Origin of the sequence: Phenylobacterium sp. SCN 70-31, from assembly GCF_001724605.1 — a bacterium.
In the GTDB taxonomy this organism is placed as follows: Bacteria; Pseudomonadota; Alphaproteobacteria; order Caulobacterales; family Caulobacteraceae; genus Phenylobacterium.
In genome coordinates this window covers 212,828-230,519 of sequence record NZ_MEEX01000004.1, presented here as the reverse complement: position 1 = coordinate 230,519, position 17,692 = coordinate 212,828, and the positions used below count along the sequence as shown (strand labels likewise).

Sequence of the window (17,692 nt, the reverse complement as noted above, 5' to 3'; positions counted from 1 at the left end):
ATGACCTATCATGACAAGCACCTTCCCCAATCCGGCCAGCAGACGGGCGCCAGCCGTCGCGACGTGCTGGTCTCGGTCAGCGCCGCCGGCCTGACGCTCGGCTTCGTCGTCGCGGGCAAGGCCCAGGCCCAGACCGACGCCCAGGACGACGCGATCCGCCCGCTGAACGCCTATGTGACCGTGGCGCCGGACGGGAAGGTCACCATCCTGGCCAAGGCGCCCGACGTCGGCCAGGGCGTGAAGACCATGTTGCCCATGCTGATCGCCGAGGAGCTGGACGTCCCGTGGGAGGACGTCCGCGTCGAGATGGCCCCCAACGATCCCAAGACCTACGGCCGCCAGTTCGCCGGCGGATCGATGGCCACCCCGATGCATTGGGACGAGCATCGACGGGTCGGCGCCGTGGCCCGCGCCATGCTGATCCAGGCCGCGGCCACCGCGTGGAACTGCGGGCCGGGCGACTGCGTCACCGAACCTGGCGCGGTGATCCACAAGCCGACCGGCAAGAAGCGCACCTACGGTTCGCTTGCGCTGGCCTGCGCGACGGTCACGCCGCCCGATCCCAAGACCCTGACGCTGAAGGAGCCCAAGGACTACCGGATCGTGGGCCGGCCTCTGGCGCAGTACGACACGGCGAAGATCGTCACCGGCCAGCCTCTGTTCGGCATCGACCAGCGTCGGCCGGGCATGCTGTTCGCAACCTACGTCAAGGCGCCGGTCTTCGGCGCCAAGGTGGCCAGCGCCGATCTCGAAGCGGCCAGGGCCGTCAAGGGCGTGAAGGCGGCCTTCATCGTCGAGGGACATCCCGACGCCTTCGCCCCCGGCCCCGGCAACATCGGCCAGGGCCTCATGCCGGGCGTGGCGGTCGTGGCCGACACTTGGTGGGCGGCGAAGAAGGGCCGGGACCGGCTCAACGTGAGCTGGGCCGACCATCCGACCTCGCAGCAGTCGTCCAAGGGTTATGCCGATAAGGCCGCCACGCTCAACGCCGGAAAGCCCCAGCGCAACCTCCGCAATGACGGGGACGTCGACGCCGCCCTCAAGGGCGCAGCCAAGACGGTCGAAGCAGCCTACGCTTATCCGTTCCTCAGCCACGCCAACCTCGAACCGCAGAACTGCACGGCCGAGTTCAAGGACGGTAAGCTGGAGGTCTGGGCGCCGACCCAGAATCCGGAGCCGGGCCGTCAGCTCTGCGCCAAGACGCTGGGCCTGGCGCCCGAGGACATCACCGTCCACATGGTGCGCGGCGGCGGCGGTTTCGGCCGGCGGCTGGCCAACGACTACATGGTCGAGGCCGCGTGGATCTCACGCGAGGTGGGCGCCCCGGTGCAGGTGCTGTGGACCCGCGAAGACGACATGCAGCACGACCACTACCGCCCGGCCGGGTTCCACTACCTGAAGGGCGGGCTGGACGCGCAGGGGAATCTGGTCGCGCTCGCCGACCACTTCGTCACCTTCTCCAACAAGGACGCCATCGCCCCCAGCGCGGGCATGTCGGCGGCCGAGTTCCCGTCGCGCTTCGTCCCGAACCTCCGCTTCGACGTCAGCATGATCCCGTTGGGCGTCCCCACAGGCCCGCTGCGGGCGCCCGGGTCGAACGCCCTGGCCTTCGTCTTCCAGTCCTTCATCGACGAGTTGGCGCACGCAGCAGGCGCCGACCCCCTGGAATTCCAGATCAAGCTGCTGGGCGACCAGGAGGTGGTGGGGCAGGCTCCGGCCGCCTATGGCGCGGGCCGCATGGTCGGCGTCCTGCGCGCGGTGCGCGACATGTCGCCGTGGGCCAGCCGCAGTACGCTGCCCAAGGGCGAGGGGCTGGGCGTAGGCTGCTACTACAGCCACCTCGGCTACTTCGCCGAGGTCTGTCACGTAGGCGTCTCGGCGGAGGGCGGCGTGAAGGTGAAAAAGGTCTGGGTGGCCGCCGACGTGGGCCGCCAGATCATCAACCCCCACGGCGCGTTGAACCAGGTCCAGGGCTCGGTGCTGGACGGCCTGTCCGAGGCCCTGCACCAGCAGATCACCGTGGCGAACGGCGCCGTGGAACAGAGCAACTTCGGCGACTATCCGCTGATGCGGATCTCCGAGGCCTGCCCGGTGGAGGTCAAGTTCCTGAAGACCGACTTCAACCCCACCGGCCTGGGCGAACCGGCCCTGCCGCCCGCGATCCCGGCGCTGACCAACGCCATCTTCGCGGCCACCGGCAAGCGCATCCGCAGCCTGCCGCTCACGCCGGACATGCTGAAGGCCTGACGGGAACAGAAGGGGCGCGCCCCACGCGCTTCGGCGCCGAGAGGCCGGACGCAGGGCGATCGGACCGGTGCGCGGATTCCGCACGCCGTGCGCGTTTGTGCGCGCGTCGGCGGCGCCGGTAGGCCGAGGCGCGCACCAGATCAACTTTTTGGTGCATTCGGCCACGAAGTATTGCAGCGTTCCTGGAACGGCGATTCCGCCGTGCGGGAGAGGCGAGACATGTCGATGCGCAATCGGGTCGTGGCCGCTGCGGCGGCGCTGGCTTGCGTTCCCGCCGTTGCAAGCTCTGCCTTAATATCGGGCGAGTTCAATGGCGTGACCTGGACCGCGGCCAACACCATCGTCGGTCTGGGTTCGTCGGCCACGGCGCTGGGCGGCGGGGATCCGATCTACGGCCCCATTCGCCCGCAGCACAACGGCGTCGTCTCGATCATTTCCACCTATGCGGGAGTCGGCTCGTTCATCTGCACCGGGTCCCTGCTCTCGGACAGACGGTCCGTCGTCACGGCCGGTCACTGCGTGACCGACGGCGACGACCTGCGCAGGCCCGACCAGACCACAGTCTTCTTCTATGGCGGCGACAACCCCGACGCCGTACTGCACGCCAACGCCGATGCGACCGCCGTGGCCGTGACCGACTACTTCGTCAATCCGGACTACACCGGCGAGGTCATCGACCAGAACGACGTGGCCGTGCTGCGGCTGGCCGAATTCGCTCCCGGTTACGCCACGGCTTACGACATCTACGACGGCGGCGACCTCACGGGTCAGGGCTTCAACGTCGCGGGCGTGGGCCGCCGCTCCGACACCGGCGGCGAGGTCGGGCACAACCTGGGCTCCGGCATCCTCCGTCAGGGCGACAACGCGTACGCCTTCCGCCTGGGCGACGACGACTTCGGCGGCTTCTGGGACGGCTTCTTCGGGACCGCCGACGTCACCTTCTCCTACCTGTCCGACTTCGACAGCGGCCTGGCCCTCAACGACACCTCGTGCCGCGTCGCCGCCGCCTTCGGCCTGGGCGGCGCCAAGTATTGCGGCCTGGGCGTCGGCGGCCTCGAGGTGGGCACGGCGCCCGGCGACTCGGGCGGGCCGCAGTTCATCGACGGCCGCATCGCCTCCATCAGCTCCTACGGACTCAGTTTCGGCTCGGCCTTCGGCGATGTGGACGATGTCCTGAACAGCACCTTCGGCGAATTCAACGGCCTGGTGCCTCTGTTCCTCCACGCCGACTTCATCCGCAGCGCCATGGTGCCCGAGCCTTCGGCCTGGGCGCTCATGATCGGCGGATTCGGGCTCGCCGGCGCCGGCCTGCGCCGACGCCGGGGGCGCGCGGGAGCTATCCCCTGAACCGCCGGTTCAGCTTGCGCATGCCGCCGATCCAGCGGCCGTAGTCGTCGGTCTTGTTGCGCATGTACTGCAGCACCTCCGGATGCGGCAGGATCAGGAACTCTTCGGCGCCGATGGCGCGGACAACCGCGTCGGCGACGGTCTCGGGCTCCATCATGCCGTCGATCGAGGCGACGCCGTCGGGATTGTCGGCGGTCATGGCCGTACGCACCGCCTGCGGGCAGAGGACCGAGACCTTGATGCCCTCGTCGCCGTGGGTGATCGCCAGCCACTCCGCCAGGCCCACCGCGGCGTGCTTGGTCACCGCGTAGGGCGCAGAGCCGATCTGTGACAGCAGCCCCGCCGCCGAGGCCGTATTGACCAGGTATCCGCCGCCCCGCGCCGCCATCCGGGGCACGAGATGACGCGCGGCCCACACGTGGGCCATGACGTTGATGTCCCAGATACGCTGCCAGTCGTCGTTGGCCGCCTCGGCGCCGCCGCCCACCCCGATGCCGGCGTTCGAACAGAACAGGTCGATGGGGCCCACCTCGGCCTCGGTGGTCTCGATCAGGGCCTGGATGTCGGCTTCGTTCGAGACATCGGTGCGAATGGCGCGACCGCCGCACATCTTCGCCGTCTCCTCCGCGCCGGCCAGGTCGCGGTCGGCGCAGACGACGGCCTTGGCGCCCGCCTGCGCGAACTTCACCGCCATGGCCCGGCCGATGCCGCTCGCCGCGCCGGTGACGACGACCACCTTGTCTTTCAGTTCCATGAGCGTCCCTCCTTGATCTGTCGGACGCCCGCGTAAGCCATAGAGGGCCGGCCTGCTAGAGGTCGATCCGCGCCGAAGTAAGCTCGCCGGCTCAGTCGAGAGGCCGGACCCAGATGTTGCGGAAGCTCACGGGACCGCCGCCGGCATGGGCCTGGAGCTTGATGGGCGAACGGCCGTGCGGGACGTATTGCGGCGGGCCGATGAACCGCGTCGGCCCCTTCAGTTCCGTGTCGTTCTGCACCAGCACGCCGTTGTGGAACGCCGTGACGCGGGCCGGCGCCTCCAGACGACCGTCGGCGGCGAAGCGCGGCGCCGTCCAGACCACGTCATAGACCTGCCACCGGCCAAGGCGGTCGACCCGCATTCGCCAGCGGCGGCGCCTGTTTGTACACGCTGGCGGCCTGGCCGTTGACGTAGGTGGGGTTCTCGAACGGATCGAGGATCTGAAGTTCGTACCCCGCATCACCCGGTCCGGTCGAGGCCAGGAACAGGCCGCTGTTGCCGCGGAGCTGGCCCGTCCCGGTCACCCCCTCGGGCACGCGCCACTCGATGTGAAGCTGATAGCTGCCGAAGCGCCGCTTGGTCTCGATGTTTCCCGCGGCGAGACGGACCTCCAGAGTCCCCTCCACGATCGTCCAGCCGGCCGGGCCCTGGTCGCGGACGCTCACCCATTCGTCCAGGTTCGCGCCGTCGAACAGGACGACGGCGTCCGAGGGCGGCGCGCCCGGGGCGTCTCCCGGCGTGACGATCGCCGGGACGGGCGCGTGGACCTCGGTATCCTCCGGTCGCGGCTGGGCGCACACCGACGTGGCGCAAAAGGCCGCGAGGACCGCGACCGAGGTCAGGACAGTCCGGCGCCGACCCATCCTATTCCCCCGCCATCCTCTGGATCTCGGCCCACTCTTCGGGGGAAACCGGCGACACCGAGAGCCGGCTCTGGCGCAGCATCGCCATGCCGGCCAGCGCCGGGTTGGCCTTCATGTCCGCCAGGGTGACCTCACGCCGCAACGGACGCACGGGCTTCAGCTCCACGGCCACGAACCGGCCGGCGGGATCGCTGGCGTCCGGAAAGGCCTCCCGGACCACCTCGGCCACGCCAACCACGGCCTTACCCTCCTGGGAGTGGTAGTAGAGCACCGGGTCCCCCACCTTCATGGCCTTCAGGTGCAGGGCGGCGGCGTTGTTGCGGACGCCGTCCCAGACGGTCCTGCCGTCCCGCTGGAGGTCGGCGAAAGCGTAGGCGTCGGGCTCGGACTTCACGAGCCAATGGGATGCGGCCACGAGGCGGTCTCCGGCTTTGATCGACCGCACGATGGCGGTGGCCCGGGGCGCGCGTCAACGGCGCGGGTCGATCACGCGGCGCGGGAGGCCGCGTAGAGGTCGCGCACCTCGCCCAGGCCCGACAGGATCTTCAGGCGCTCGCGCTTGTCGGGCTTGCGGCTGACCATGAAGCGCCAGGCGCGGACATGCACCAAGACGGCCTCGCGGTCGTAGGCGTCGGTGGCCAGGAAGTCGTCGATCAGGCCCTTCAGGCTCGCCACCACCTCGCCGGCGCCGTCGCGGCCGACGTCCGGGTAGCTTTCCGCCACGGTGCGAAGCACATCCAGATCGGTGCGGTCGAGCGTGCGCCCCAGAGCCGACGCCAGACCTTCGGCCAGCGCCAGGACATCGGCGTCGCCGGCGCGGCGATGGACCGGCTTCGGTGTCTCGTTGTCGTCGCGCACGGCGGACTGCCCGTCGAACTTCCGGTCCGGAACGCGACCGTGGGCGACCGTATAGGCGAGGCCCCTTAACGAGGGCCTACGCGCAGCTCGACGTCAGAGCGCAGCCAGCACAGCGTCGCCCATCTGCACCGTCGTCAGGGCGCCGCCCAGGTCGCGGGTGCGGGCGCCGCCGGCGAGCGCCGCCTCGACCGCCGCGAACAGGCGGTCGGCCTCGGCCGCCCGGTCGAGGGACCAGCGCAGGGCCATCTCGAACGACAGGATCGCCGCCAGCGGGTTCGCGACGCCCTGGCCCGCGATGTCGGGCGCCGAGCCATGGATGGGCTCGTAGAGGCCCGGCGTTCCCGCCACCCCCAGCGCCGCCGACGGCAGCATGCCCAGCGAGCCGGTGAGCTGGGCCGCCGCGTCCGACAGGATGTCGCCGAACAGGTTGTCGGTCAGCAGGACGTCGAACTGCTTGGGCGCCTTGACGATCTGCATCGCGGCGTTGTCGGCCAGGATGTGTTCGAGCTGGACGTCGGCGTACTCCCGGCGGTGCAGGTCGGTGACCACCTCGCGCCAGAGCAGGCCGGAATCCATGACGTTGGACTTCTCGGCGCTGTGCACCTTGTTGCGCCGTCCCCGGGCCAGTTCGAAGGCCACCCGGGCCACGCGCTCGATCTCGGCGGTGGTGTAGACCTGGGTGTCCACGGCGCGCTTGCCGCCGCCCGGCAGGTCCTCGATGAACCGCGGCTCGCCGAAGTAGATGCCGCCGGTCAGCTCGCGGACGATCATGATGTCCAGGCCCTCGACCAGCTCGCGCTTGAGGCTGGATGCCTCGGCCAGCGGACCGAAGCACAGGGCCGGGCGCAGGTTGGCGAACACCTTCATGCCCGCACGCAGATTCAGGAGCCCCGCTTCGGGCCGCTTGTCGCGCGGCGCACCGGCCCACTGCGGCCCGCCCACCGCGCCCATCAGCACCGCGCGCGCCGCCTTCGCGGTCGCCAGAGCCTCGTCGGTCAGGGGCACGCCATGGGCGTCGTAGCTGACGCCGCCGAACGGCCGCTCGTCCAGCTTCAGGTCCGGCGTCAGCGCCTGCGCCACGCGGCGCACCTGCGCGGTCACCTCGGGCCCGATCCCGTCGCCGGGCAGGAGGAGCAGGTCGGTCATGGATATCCCCGGAAAGCTAGAGCGGCCGTTCGGCGGCGTCCTCGTACAGGCTGAGGTTCCGATCCGGAACCCCCAACAGGCGCCGCCCCGCGGTCACGCGCCTTCCAGCCAGGGCTGGGAGAGCGCGCGCTTCATCTCGTAGGTGTCGATGGCCGGGGCCGCCTCCAGCGTCTCGCCGATGGCGTCCAGGCCCTTCAGCATCTTGGCCTTGCGCTTGGGGTCGATCTCGAAGCGGAAGACGGCGCCGGACGGCGAGGTGACGGTCTGGGCCTCCAGGTCCACCGAGACCACGTGGTTGCCGCCCCGGGCCTCGTCCATGAGCTGACGCACCTCGTCCGCCTTCAGGACCACCGGCAGCAAGCCGTTCTGAAAGCAGTTGTTGTAGAAGATGTCGGCGAAGCTGGTGCTGATCACGCAACGGATGCCGAAGTCCATCAGCGCCCAGGGCGCATGCTCCCGGCTCGATCCGCAGCCGAAATTGTCGCCGGCGATCAACACGCCCGCACCCTTGTAGGCCGGCTGGTTCAGCACGAAGTCGGGAATCTCCCGGCCCTGCTCGTCGAAGCGGTATTCGTAGAAGAGGCCCTTCGCCAGCCCCGCGCGCTCCACCGTCTTGAGGAACTGCTTGGGGATGATCTGGTCCGTATCGATGTTGGCCAACGGCAGGGGCGCGGCGGCGGCGTCGAGGCGCGTGAAGGCTTCCATCAGGCGGTTTCCAATCTGGGCTCGGCGCTGAGCATGATCATGGGCACGCCGCCCAGCGTCGTCCCCTCGGGGGCGTCGCGGACGGTGAAGACGTGGGTGCCGGGCTTTCGGCCGACGCGGACCTCCGAGACGTCGAAGCCAGCGGCGGCGATGCGGGCCTGGGCGGCGTGCGGATCGGCCACCCGCCAGGCGAGGCCGCCCGAGCGATCCCTGGACTCAGGCTTGGCCTCGCCACCGATGCGGGCGGCCATCTCCACCACTGCGTCCCCGCAGCGGAAAAAGAGCTGGCGCGCGCTCCACTGGGGGTTCTCGCGGTCGAGCCGCAGGTCCAGGCCCAGCTTCGCGCCATAGACCGCCAGGGCCCGGTCCACGTTCTCGGTCAGCACCACGACGTGGTCGAGACGGGTGATCGCCGCATCCGTCGACGGCGGGGAGAGCGGCAGCTCGGCGGCCTGGGTGAGGATCAGCGGCAGCCCGCCGGTCGCGGCCGGGTCGAGGTTCGAAGTCGTCCAGGTTCGGGTGCGGCCGTCGGCGGCCGTCAGGGTCAGCGGCGTCGGCGTCGAAGCGGGCAGTCCCCGACGGTTCATCAGTTTCGCCGCCGCCGCGATGTCGGGCGTCCGGAAGGCATAGGCCAGGACGCCTTCGCCCCGGGCCTCCAGCCGCTTGCGCAGGCCGTCGGAGAAGGCGCCTTCTCCGTCCGGAGAGATGAGGTCGAGCGCCGTGTTGGGAAGCTGGAACCAGGCCTGGCGCACGCCGCCGCCCGACCCGATCCAGTCGGCCTCCAGGCCCAGAAGGCGGCTATAGCCGCGCGCGGCGGCGTCCAGGTCGCGAACGACGACGGCGATGTGGTCCAGGCCCGTGATCATGGCCGGACGCTCACAGCAGCTCCCGCACGTCCACGATATGGCCGGTGACGGCGGCGGCGGCGGCCATGGCGGGGCTCATCAGGTGGGTGCGGCCCCCGCGGCCCTGGCGGCCCTCGAAATTGCGGTTCGAGGTCGAGGCGCAGCGCTGGCCGGGCGTCAGGCGATCGGGGTTCATGCCCAGGCACATCGAGCAGCCGGGCTCGCGCCACTCGAAGCCGGCGGCCTTGAACACCTCGTCCAGCCCCTCTTCCTCGGCCTGGGCGCGCACGAGGCCCGACCCTGGGACCACCATCGCGCGCACGCCGTCGGCGACCCTGCGCCCCTCGACCACCTTGGCCGCCGCGCGCATGTCCTCGATGCGGCTGTTGGTGCACGACCCGATGAAGACCACGTCCACCTTGGCCTCGGTGATGGGCTGGCCGGCGGCCAGGCCCATGTAGTCCAGCGCCCGGGCGGCCGAGGCGCGCTTGTCCGGCGTCGCGAAGCTGTCGGGGGCAGGCACGGTTCCGGTCACGGGGATCACGTCCTCGGGGCTGGTGCCCCAGGTGACGCTGGGGGCGATCTGCGCGGCGTCCAGCACGATCTCGCGGTCGAAGACGGCGTCATCGTCGCTGAACAGCGTCTTCCAGTAGCCGACCGCCATCTCCCAGCCGCCGCCCTTGGGCGCCGAAGGCCGTCCCCGGAGATAGTCGAAGGTGGTCTCGTCAGGCGCCACGAGACCCGCCCGGGCGCCGCCCTCGATGGTCAGGTTGCAGAGCGTCATGCGGCCTTCCATCGATAGGCCGCGCACCGCCGAGCCGGCGTATTCGATGACATATCCGGTGCCGCCGGCGGTGCCGATCACGCCGATGACCGCCAGCGCGAAGTCCTTGGCGCCGACGCCGGGGGCCGGCTCGCCCTCGATGCGGACGCGGAAGTTCTTCGCCTTCTTCTGGCGCAGGGTCTGGGTGGCCAGAACGTGCTCGACCTCGGACGTGCCGATCCCGTGCGCGAGCGCCCCGAACGCGCCGTGGGTGGACGTGTGGCTGTCGCCGCAGACGATGGTCATGCCCGGTTGGGTCCGGCCCTGTTCGGGACCCACCACGTGGACGATGCCGTTCCGAACGTCGCCCATGGGGAAGTATTCGATGCCGTACTCGGCGACGTTCTTGCCCAGCGTCTGGAGCTGGAGGCGCGCCTCCTCGTCCTGAACGGCGTCGACGCCGAGATCCTGGTCCTCGGTGGGAACGTTGTGGTCGGCCACCGCCAGCGTGCGATCCGGCCGCCGCACGCCCCGACGGTTGGCGCGCAGGCCGGCGAAGGCCTGGGGCGTCGTCACCTCATGGATCAGATGCAGGTCGATGTAGAGGATCGCCTCGCCGTCCTGTTCGTCGACGACGTGGGCGTCCCAGATCTTGTCGTAGAGCGTCTTGCCGGGCATGGCCCGCATGTAGGTCGCCGACCGCGCGCACGTCTAGTGCTGCGGCGCCGCAGTCCAGGTGCGAACGCAGCAAAAATTTTCTCAGGCGGCGTCAATCAGGCTTGCCGGAAGCGAACCCTGGCCGGCGAGGGCCGTGCGCAGCGCCTCGATCAGCGGGGTGCGAGGCTCCTCGCCCAGGCTGGCGCGAAGGCGCGTGTTGTCCAGCAGCACGGTCTCGCGCCAGAGGTATCGGACCTCCTGGAGTTCGCGCAGGGTCTCGTTGAATGGCGCGACCGCGGCCAGGGCCAGCCAGGGCGTGCGCTTCACTGCGAGCCGCCGCCCCGCGGCCGCTTCCAGGCCCGCGACCAGTTCGTGGCCGGTGATCGCGTGCCCCTCCATGTGGAACACCGCCTGATCCGCCAGCGGGGTGTTCAACAGCCGCGCGAAGGTCTCGGCCACGTCGGGCAGAAACGCCCATGCGTGATGTACCTCCAGGGGGCCGGGATAGCTGACGGCCGCGACGGGCCGGCCGGCGCGCACCACCCCCTGCGACAACCAGTTGTTGCCCGGCCTCGGACCGAAGAAGTCGCCGGCGCGGACGATCAGAAACCGAACGCCCGCCTCGCGCAACGCCGTCTCCATCCGCACCCGGATGGCCCCTTTCCGCGTGACCGGATTCTGCGGCGCCTCCTCCCCGATCCGGGGGAAGACATCCGGGCCGTAGTTGTAGACCGTGCCGGGAAACAGGATCCGGGCGCCGCTCGTCCGAGCCGCGGCGAGGCTGGATTCCAGCATCGGCATCTGGAGGCCGGACCAGTTCCGATAGGCGGGCGGGTTGACCGCGTGGACGATGATCTCCGCCTCGTCGGCGGCGGCCGTGACGGCGCCGGCGTCCAGTGCGTCGGCCTTCACCCAGTCCAGCCCCGCCGGGACATTCGTCGAACGGGCCCGCTCGGGATCGCGGTGCGCCGCACGCACGCGCCAACCCTCCGCGAGCAGACGCTCCGCCAGGGCGCCGCCGATTCCGCCGGTCGCGCCGATCACCAGCGCCAGGGGACCATCTTGGCGAGCCGTCGCGGCGTCGATCGTGGGTCGGTTCATCGGAGCCTCCGTCTTCACCCCCAGAAGCCACGGCTCAAAGCCGATCAGAATTGCGCAATCCAGCAGAACAGCTATTCGATGACGCATGCCCGGAACCCCCGACTGGGACCTGCTCCAGAGCCTGCACGCCGTCCTTCAGGCCGGCAGTTTCTCGGCCGCCGCGCGCCTGCGCCGGTTGACCCAGCCCACGCTGGGCCGCCACATCGACCAGCTCGAACGCCAGCTCGGCGCGCCGCTGTTCCTGCGCAGTCCTCGGGGGCTCCAGCCCACCGATCTGGCGCTGGCCTTCCGGCCGCATCTCGACGACATGGCCGCCGCCGCGGCGGCGGCCGGGCGCGACATCGACGGCATCGTCAGCGGCGAAGGAGGCGTCGTCCGCGTCACCGTCAGCGAGATCGTCGGCATCGAGGTGATCCCGCCCATGATGGCGCGGTTCCGGGAGGCGCATCCGGGCGTGACGGTGGAACTCACCCTCAACAACAAGAACGACGATCTGAGCCGGCGCGACGCCGACATCGCCGTGCGCATGTCGCGTCCCACGCAGAACAGTCTCGTGGCGCGCAAGGTGGGCGCCCTCCGCCTCGGCTTCCACGCCACGCCGGCGTATCTGGCGCGGCACGGCGTACCCGCCAGCTTCGAGGAGCTGGCGCAGCACACGCTCATCGGCTTCGACCGCGACCTGCCCGAGATCGCCAAGGACATCTCGATCGGCCAGCCGATCACCCGCGATCTCTTCACCTACAGGACCGACAACGACGTGGCCCAGCTCGCCGCCATCAAGGCCGGCGTCGGCATCGGCGCCTGCCAGACCCTGATCGGCCGGCGCGAGGGCCTGGTGGCCGTCCTCCCCGACCTGTTCAGGTTCGACCTCGACATCTGGATCTGCATGCACGAGACCCTGCGCGGCGCCCCGCGTATGCGCCTGATGTTCGACCATCTGGTGAAGGCGTTCGCCGACTATGTGGCGGATGGGGAGCAAGGCGAGTTGGGCCGATCGGCGCCCTGAGCGCCTACCAGGTCTCGCGGAACGGCCGCACCTCCGACAGGAACGACCAGGCCGTGCGCGGCTGGTGGGCCAGGTGGAACACTTCGCCCGCGATGTCGGCCGGCTGGATGAAGAAGTCGTCCGGAGCATCCTTGTAGCGCGCCCGCGTCCAGGCCAGGTCGATCACCGCGTCGATGACCAGATAGGCCACATGGACGCCCTTCGGCCCCACGTCCCGGGCGATGGACTCGGCCAGAATGCGCTGGGCGGCCTTGGTGGGCGCGAAGCCGGCGAAGTTGGCCCGCCCGCGCAGCGCCGATGTGTTGCCGGTGACGATCAGCGCGCCCTCGCCCGCCTCGATCATGGCCGGCGTCGTCAGACGCGCCAGATGCAGCAACGCCATGACATTCACCTGGAAGTTCCGCTCCAGCACGGCCGGATCGATATCGGCGAAGGCGCCGAACGCGCCCCCGACGGCGTTGTGGACGACCACCTTCGGCGCGCCGATGCGTTCGATCGCGGCCTGAAGAGCGGCGGGATCGCTTACGTCACAGGGGACGGCCAGGCTGTCGGGGATCTCGGCGGCCAGCGCGGCCAGCCGGTCGGCGTCGCGGGCCAGCATGGCGACGCGGTAGCCGCCGTCGGAGAAGCGTCGGGCGATGGCCGCGCCGGTCCCGGGACCGACACCCGTGACGAGGGCCAAGGGCTTCATGCGGCGATCTCCGCGGCCAGGCGCTCGCGGACGAAATCGAGCCGGTCGTTGCCGAAGTACATGTCGTCGCCGACGAAGAGGGTGGGAGCGCCGAAGACGCCGCGTTCGGCCGCTTCGCGGGTGTTGGCCTCCAGTTCCGCAACAACCTCGGGGCTGTCGATCAGCGGCTCCAGCGCCTCGACATCCAGGCCGGCGGCGGCCAGGACCGCCAGGATCTCGGGCAGGGTCCCGACCGGGTCGCCGACGCCCCAGAAGGCGTGGAACAGGGCCGCGGTCGCCTCACGCGCCGCTCCGATCCGCCCGGCCGCCAGGACCGCGCGGGCGCAGGCCTGGCCGTCGTTGGTCTGCGCCCGCGCCGGGTTGAGGGGCACGCCATAGCGCCCGGCCCAGCGGCCGAGATCGGCGCGGGCGTAGCGGCCCTTGGCCGCCGACTGCAAGGTGGTGGGCTGGTTGCCCACCGCCTCCATCACCTTCAGCACCGCCATCGGGCGCAGGACCACCTCGACGCCCAGGCCTGAGAGCTGGCTATGGGCGAGATAACTGTAGGGACTTCCAAAATCGAAGAAGAACTCGACGCGGGCCATGGGGCGGCCTCCTTCCGCTGATCGCCATGAAGCCCAGAGCACAGACGCCCTGCAAATCAGAAAAGGGCACGATCGGTCACAACTTTTCTGGGCAAGGCGACGGGATTTGTCCGTGCGGCGAGGTCCTTGAGCGCGCCGGTCATTCGATCCGCCCGCCCACGACCTGAGCGAGTGGCGAATCCCCACAATTCCCTGCCTGGAAAGAGGGGCTACGCTTCCCGATGAGGAGCTGGAGCGGTTCCGGCTTTTTTGCGGGTTTTCAGATGTCGCTTTCCGACATCCGCGCCGTCGGCGCGGAAGCGCATGCAAAAACGGCGGCTGGATCGCTCCAGCCGCCGTTCGCATTTCGTTGCTCCTGGAGCTTCAGCCCTCGGTCTTCTCGGGCGCGGCTTCCTTGGTCGTCGCCGTCATCTGGCGCTCGGCGATCCGGGCCGACTTCCCGCGACGGTCACGCAGGTAGTAGAGCTTGGCGCGGCGCACGACGCCCCGGCGCTTCACCTCGATGCTCTCGATGTTCGGCGACAGGATCGGGAACACGCGCTCCACGCCCTCGCCGAACGAAATCTTGCGGACGGTGAAGTTCTCGTCGACGCCTTCCCCCGCGCGGGCGATGCAGACGCCCTCATAAGCCTGGACGCGCTCGCGCTCGCCTTCCTTGATCTTCACGTTCACGCGCACCGTGTCGCCGGGGCGGAACTCGGGGATCTTGCGGACGGCCAGGAGGCGGTCGGCCTCTTCCTTGCGGAGTTGTTCAATCACGTTCATCGGTCTCATCCTTACTGGGCTTACCCGCCGTCTTGGGTCGGGCCGCCCTTTGCCTGTTGATTGGCGGAACGCTGCGCCCAGAGGTCCGGACGCCGCTCCCGCGTGGTTGCTTCCCGCTGATCCTGGCGCCACCCGCGGATCCGCGCGTGGTTTCCGGACAGCAGCACCTCGGGGATCTCCAGCTCCTCGAACGTCCGCGGTCGCGTGTACTGCGGGTGTTCGAGAAGCCCGTCCTCGAAGCTTTCTTCACTCAGACTCTCGGCCTGTCCCAGCACACCCGGAACGAGCCGTACGCACGCCTCGATCACCACCATCGCCGCCGCCTCGCCACCGGCGAGCACCGCGTCTCCGACGGAGATCTCCTCGAACCCCCGGGCGTCGAGCACCCGCTGGTCCACCCCCTCGAACCGCCCGCACAGGACGATCAGCCCAGGCGCCTGGGCCCATTCCTTCACGCGCGCCTGGGTCAGGGGGCGACCCCTGGCGCTCATGTACAAAAGCGGGCGTCCGCCCCGCTCCACGCTGTCGAGCGCAGAGGCGATCACGTCGGCCCGCATCACCTGCCCCGGCCCGCCACCCGCAGGGGTGTCGTCGAGGAAGCCGCGCTTATCCGTGGAAAAGCCCCGAATGTCCACTGTTTCCAAGGACCAGAGCGCGGCGTCTCGCCACGCCGTCCCGATCAGGGAGACGCCGAGCGGGCCCGGAAACGCCTCCGGGAACATGGTCAGCACGGTGCAGTCGAAGGACATGGCGCCCAAAGCCGCCGCCGTCGCCCTCACGTCAAGTGGGCAGGCCTCAGAGACGAACCTCGAATACCCGCAAGTAGTAGGTGAACGGTCCGTCCAGCGGCTCGCCGCCCGCCACGCAACTCAAGCCGGGCCGGGCCACGCAGGGGCTGTCGTCGTAACGGACGCCCACGCGCACGCCGTAGGCGCGATACCAGACGAAATCCACCACACCGGGGTGCTGCGGGCGGTACCGGAAGCGCACGCCCCGGCTCTCTCCGCTGATCCAGCCGGCGGAATCCGCCACACCGACCAGCCGACCGGAACGCGTTTCCGCAACGATGGCCTCGTAGGCCGGTCGCCGGGCCTCGAAATTCAGGCGCACCCCGGCGTCCAGAAGCGGCTGGAAGCCGGGCACGAAGGCGCCCAGGAAACTCATCAGCACCGTGGGCGCGATCCAGCCCGTCTCGGGATCGCTCAGCAGCGTCCAGAAGCTCCAGACCGCCAGCACCGGCGGGGGCACGACGAAGATCGCCGCCAGGATCACCGGGCCCGCGGCGCCAGGCGCCGTCTCCAGGATGGCGGGCGCCGCCAGGGTCGCGCCCACGATCCCGGCCATCCACGCCGCCAGCGCCGCGGCCAGCGGCGTGCGCCAGATCGGCCTCGGGTGATCCGCGGTCTCCCCCATGCGCCTAGATGGGGCGACGATTTGCGCCGATGCAACACCTTGCCGGTCCCAGGTGCGGAGCGTAAGGGCGCCGCCATGACCGAGATCACCGCCTCAGGCGCCGCTCCCGAACACGCCGCGCAGGACGAGACCCTGGTGGAGACCCTGCAACTCGAACGGATCGAGGAGAACCTCTTCCGGGGAACCTCGCCCGACACCGCGCCCGGGCGTATCTTCGGCGGGCAGGTGATCGCCCAGTCGTTGCTGGCGGCCTACGAGACCATCGACGCCCGCGTCTGCCACTCTCTGCACTGCTATTTCATCCGGCCGGGCGACCCGACCGTACCGATCGTGTTCGAAGTGGACCGGTCGCGCGACGGGGGCAGCTTCACCACCCGGCGCGTGGTGGCGATCCAGCACGGCAAACAGATCTTCAACCTTGCGGCCTCGTTCAAGGACCCGGAGGAAGGCTTCAGTCACCAGGCCGGAATGCCGGCCGGCCCGCACTGGTCCGAACTCCCGGACCAGGTCGAGGTGATGAAGGAACTGCTGAAGAACGCACCCGAAGAGGCCAAGCGCTGGCTTTCCCGGCCGATGCCGATCGAGATGCGGTCCCAGGACGCCCGCACCTACTGGAAGACAGGCCCCAAGGAGCCGGTCTCGCAGAACTGGTTCCGTTGCCGCACGCCCATCGGGGGCGACGCCCACATGCACCAGGTGATCCTGGCCTATGCGTCGGACATGAACCTGCTGTCGACCGCCATGCGACCGTACGGCGTCCATTGGAACACGCCGGGATTCCAGTCGGCCAGCCTGGATCACGCCATGTGGTTCCACCGCCCCACAGACTTCAACCAGTGGCACCTCTACGTCCACGACAGCCCGTCGGCCTCGGACGGCCGCGGCCTGATCCGCGGTGCGATCTACGCCGAGGATGGAACGCTCGTGGCGAGCGTGGCGCAGGAGGGTCTGATGCGGATGCGCCCGCCGAAGTAGCCTCTTGCCTGCAATGGCGAGGGATTGCCGCTTGTCCGGCGGGGGCGTATCCCCTCGCCCTTCGCACTTGCAGCATCGCGGACGCCATGGACACCGAGACCCTCGCCCAGACGCTGGAGCTGGAGCGCCTGGAAGTGAACCTGTTCCGGGGAACGACGCCCGACAAGGAACAGCGTCAGCGCATCTACGGCGGTCAGGTGATCGCCCAGTCGCTTCTGGCCGCCTATGAGACGGTCGAGGATCGCATCTGCCACTCGCTGCACTGCTACTTCATCCGGCCCGGCGACCCGACCATCCCGATCATCTTCGAGGTGGACCGTTCGCGCGACGGCGGCAGCTTCACCACCCGGCGCGTCATCGCCGTCCAGAAGGGCCAGCAGATCTTCAACCTGGCCGCCTCGTTCCAGACGGAGGAAGAAGGCTTCGAGCACCAGGCCGACATGCCGGACGCGCCAGCCTGGGAGGCCGTGGAAGACGACGCGGCGATGCGCCGGCGCCTCGCGGAAAGCACGCCCGACGAGGACGACGACTGGATCGACAGGGTCCGCCCCATCGAGATGCGTACGGTCGATGGCCGCTTCGACAGCGCCAGTCCCGACCCCCGGCCGCCGAACCAGCAGGTATGGTTCCGCGCCCGCCATCCGATCGGCGGCGACGCCCACATGCATCAGGTGATCCTGGCCTATGCCTCCGACATGAGCCTGCTGGGAACGTCGATCCGTCCCCACGGCGTGAGCTGGCGCACGCCGGGCTTCCAGTCGGCCAGCCTGGACCACGCCATGTGGTTCCACCGGCCCACCGACTTCAACGAATGGCACCTGTACGTCCAGGAAAGCCCCTCGGCCTCGGGCGGCCGCGGCTTCAACCTGGGCTACATCTACCGCGCCTCGGACGGCGCGCTGGTCGCAAGCTGCGCCCAGGAGGGACTGATGCGGATGCGCAAAAAGTCCCTCCCTTGATAGGGAGGGA

Annotated in this window: 20 protein-coding genes; 5 read left to right on the top strand and 15 right to left on the bottom strand. The window is 69.7% G+C overall.

The window, feature by feature from the left end; translation table 11 throughout:
- Positions 1-2,247 (top strand): xanthine dehydrogenase family protein molybdopterin-binding subunit, encoded by a 2,247-nt coding sequence (locus tag ABS78_RS03425; RefSeq protein WP_293374892.1) that lies wholly within the window; start codon positions 1-3, stop codon positions 2,245-2,247.
- Positions 2,248-2,466: 219 nt separating this feature from the next.
- Positions 2,467-3,594, top strand: coding sequence for a trypsin-like serine protease (locus tag ABS78_RS03420; RefSeq protein WP_293374890.1), 1,128 nt, complete (start codon positions 2,467-2,469; stop codon positions 3,592-3,594).
- On the opposite strand, the gene ABS78_RS03415 is transcribed toward ABS78_RS03420, so the two are convergent.
- The 10 genes from ABS78_RS03415 to ABS78_RS03370 form a co-directional block, all read right to left on the bottom strand.
- Positions 3,584-4,348: an SDR family oxidoreductase gene (locus ABS78_RS03415; protein ID WP_293374889.1), complete on the bottom strand. Its 765-nt coding sequence runs from the start codon at positions 4,346-4,348 to the stop codon at positions 3,584-3,586. The two genes, ABS78_RS03420 and ABS78_RS03415, sit on opposite strands and share 11 nt — an antisense overlap.
- 91 nt (positions 4,349-4,439) lie before the next feature.
- Positions 4,440-4,712 (bottom strand): DUF1080 domain-containing protein, encoded by a 273-nt coding sequence (locus ABS78_RS03410; RefSeq protein ID WP_293374887.1) that lies wholly within the window; start codon positions 4,710-4,712, stop codon positions 4,440-4,442.
- Entirely contained in the window at positions 4,675-5,214 is a 540-nt protein-coding gene (locus ABS78_RS03405) for a DUF1080 domain-containing protein (protein ID WP_293374885.1), read from the bottom strand. The genes ABS78_RS03410 and ABS78_RS03405 overlap by 38 nt, the downstream gene beginning before the upstream one ends.
- A gap of 1 nt (position 5,215) precedes the next feature.
- On the bottom strand, positions 5,216-5,629 hold the full coding sequence (locus tag ABS78_RS03400; RefSeq protein ID WP_293374883.1) for an EVE domain-containing protein: 414 nt from the start codon (positions 5,627-5,629) through the stop codon (positions 5,216-5,218).
- A gap of 71 nt (positions 5,630-5,700) precedes the next feature.
- Positions 5,701-6,072 (bottom strand): hypothetical protein, encoded by a 372-nt coding sequence (locus tag ABS78_RS03395; protein WP_293374881.1) that lies wholly within the window; start codon positions 6,070-6,072, stop codon positions 5,701-5,703.
- 93 nt (positions 6,073-6,165) lie between these two features.
- Positions 6,166-7,218, bottom strand: coding sequence for a 3-isopropylmalate dehydrogenase (gene leuB / locus ABS78_RS03390; RefSeq protein WP_293374879.1), 1,053 nt, complete (start codon positions 7,216-7,218; stop codon positions 6,166-6,168).
- Between the two features lie 93 nt (positions 7,219-7,311).
- Positions 7,312-7,923, bottom strand: coding sequence for a 3-isopropylmalate dehydratase small subunit (gene leuD / locus ABS78_RS03385; protein ID WP_293374877.1), 612 nt, complete (start codon positions 7,921-7,923; stop codon positions 7,312-7,314).
- A complete protein-coding gene (locus tag ABS78_RS03380; protein ID WP_293374875.1) occupies positions 7,923-8,789 on the bottom strand; it encodes a VOC family protein in 867 nt (288 codons plus the stop codon). The genes leuD and ABS78_RS03380 overlap by 1 nt, the downstream gene beginning before the upstream one ends.
- 10 nt (positions 8,790-8,799) lie before the next feature.
- Positions 8,800-10,209, bottom strand: a complete 1,410-nt coding sequence (gene leuC, locus ABS78_RS03375) for a 3-isopropylmalate dehydratase large subunit (RefSeq protein WP_293375464.1) — start codon at positions 10,207-10,209, stop codon at positions 8,800-8,802.
- Positions 10,210-10,290: 81 nt separating this feature from the next.
- Positions 10,291-11,289 (bottom strand): NAD-dependent epimerase/dehydratase family protein, encoded by a 999-nt coding sequence (locus ABS78_RS03370; protein WP_293374873.1) that lies wholly within the window; start codon positions 11,287-11,289, stop codon positions 10,291-10,293.
- An 85-nt stretch (positions 11,290-11,374) separates the two neighbouring features.
- Between ABS78_RS03370 and ABS78_RS03365 the strand changes: the two genes are divergently transcribed.
- Positions 11,375-12,295, top strand: coding sequence for a LysR family transcriptional regulator (locus ABS78_RS03365; RefSeq protein WP_293374871.1), 921 nt, complete (start codon positions 11,375-11,377; stop codon positions 12,293-12,295).
- 4 nt (positions 12,296-12,299) lie between these two features.
- Here ABS78_RS03365 and ABS78_RS03360 read toward each other — a convergent pair whose 3' ends face one another.
- From ABS78_RS03360 to ABS78_RS03340, 5 genes are all read right to left on the bottom strand, one after another.
- A complete protein-coding gene (locus tag ABS78_RS03360) occupies positions 12,300-12,986 on the bottom strand; it encodes an SDR family NAD(P)-dependent oxidoreductase (RefSeq protein ID WP_293374869.1) in 687 nt (228 codons plus the stop codon).
- Positions 12,983-13,570, bottom strand: a complete 588-nt coding sequence (locus ABS78_RS03355; protein WP_293374867.1) for a 2-hydroxychromene-2-carboxylate isomerase — start codon at positions 13,568-13,570, stop codon at positions 12,983-12,985. Before ABS78_RS03355 ends, ABS78_RS03360 begins: the two co-directional genes overlap by 4 nt.
- Before the next feature lie 363 nt (positions 13,571-13,933).
- Positions 13,934-14,335, bottom strand: coding sequence for a 50S ribosomal protein L19 (gene rplS / locus ABS78_RS03350; protein ID WP_293374865.1), 402 nt, complete (start codon positions 14,333-14,335; stop codon positions 13,934-13,936).
- Between the two features lie 20 nt (positions 14,336-14,355).
- The gene (gene trmD / locus ABS78_RS03345; RefSeq protein ID WP_293374863.1) at positions 14,356-15,084 is read right to left on the bottom strand and encodes a tRNA (guanosine(37)-N1)-methyltransferase TrmD; all 729 of its coding nucleotides are present in this window, start codon (positions 15,082-15,084) and stop codon (positions 14,356-14,358) included.
- A 46-nt stretch (positions 15,085-15,130) separates the two neighbouring features.
- Positions 15,131-15,748 (bottom strand): hypothetical protein, encoded by a 618-nt coding sequence (locus tag ABS78_RS03340; RefSeq protein WP_293374861.1) that lies wholly within the window; start codon positions 15,746-15,748, stop codon positions 15,131-15,133.
- A gap of 75 nt (positions 15,749-15,823) precedes the next feature.
- Here ABS78_RS03340 and ABS78_RS03335 point away from each other — a divergent pair, with 75 nt between their 5' ends.
- A complete protein-coding gene (locus ABS78_RS03335) occupies positions 15,824-16,723 on the top strand; it encodes an acyl-CoA thioesterase II (protein WP_293374859.1) in 900 nt (299 codons plus the stop codon).
- 86 nt (positions 16,724-16,809) lie between these two features.
- Positions 16,810-17,682, top strand: a complete 873-nt coding sequence (locus ABS78_RS03330; RefSeq protein WP_293374857.1) for an acyl-CoA thioesterase II — start codon at positions 16,810-16,812, stop codon at positions 17,680-17,682.
- The last annotated feature ends 10 nt before the right edge of the window (positions 17,683-17,692 follow it).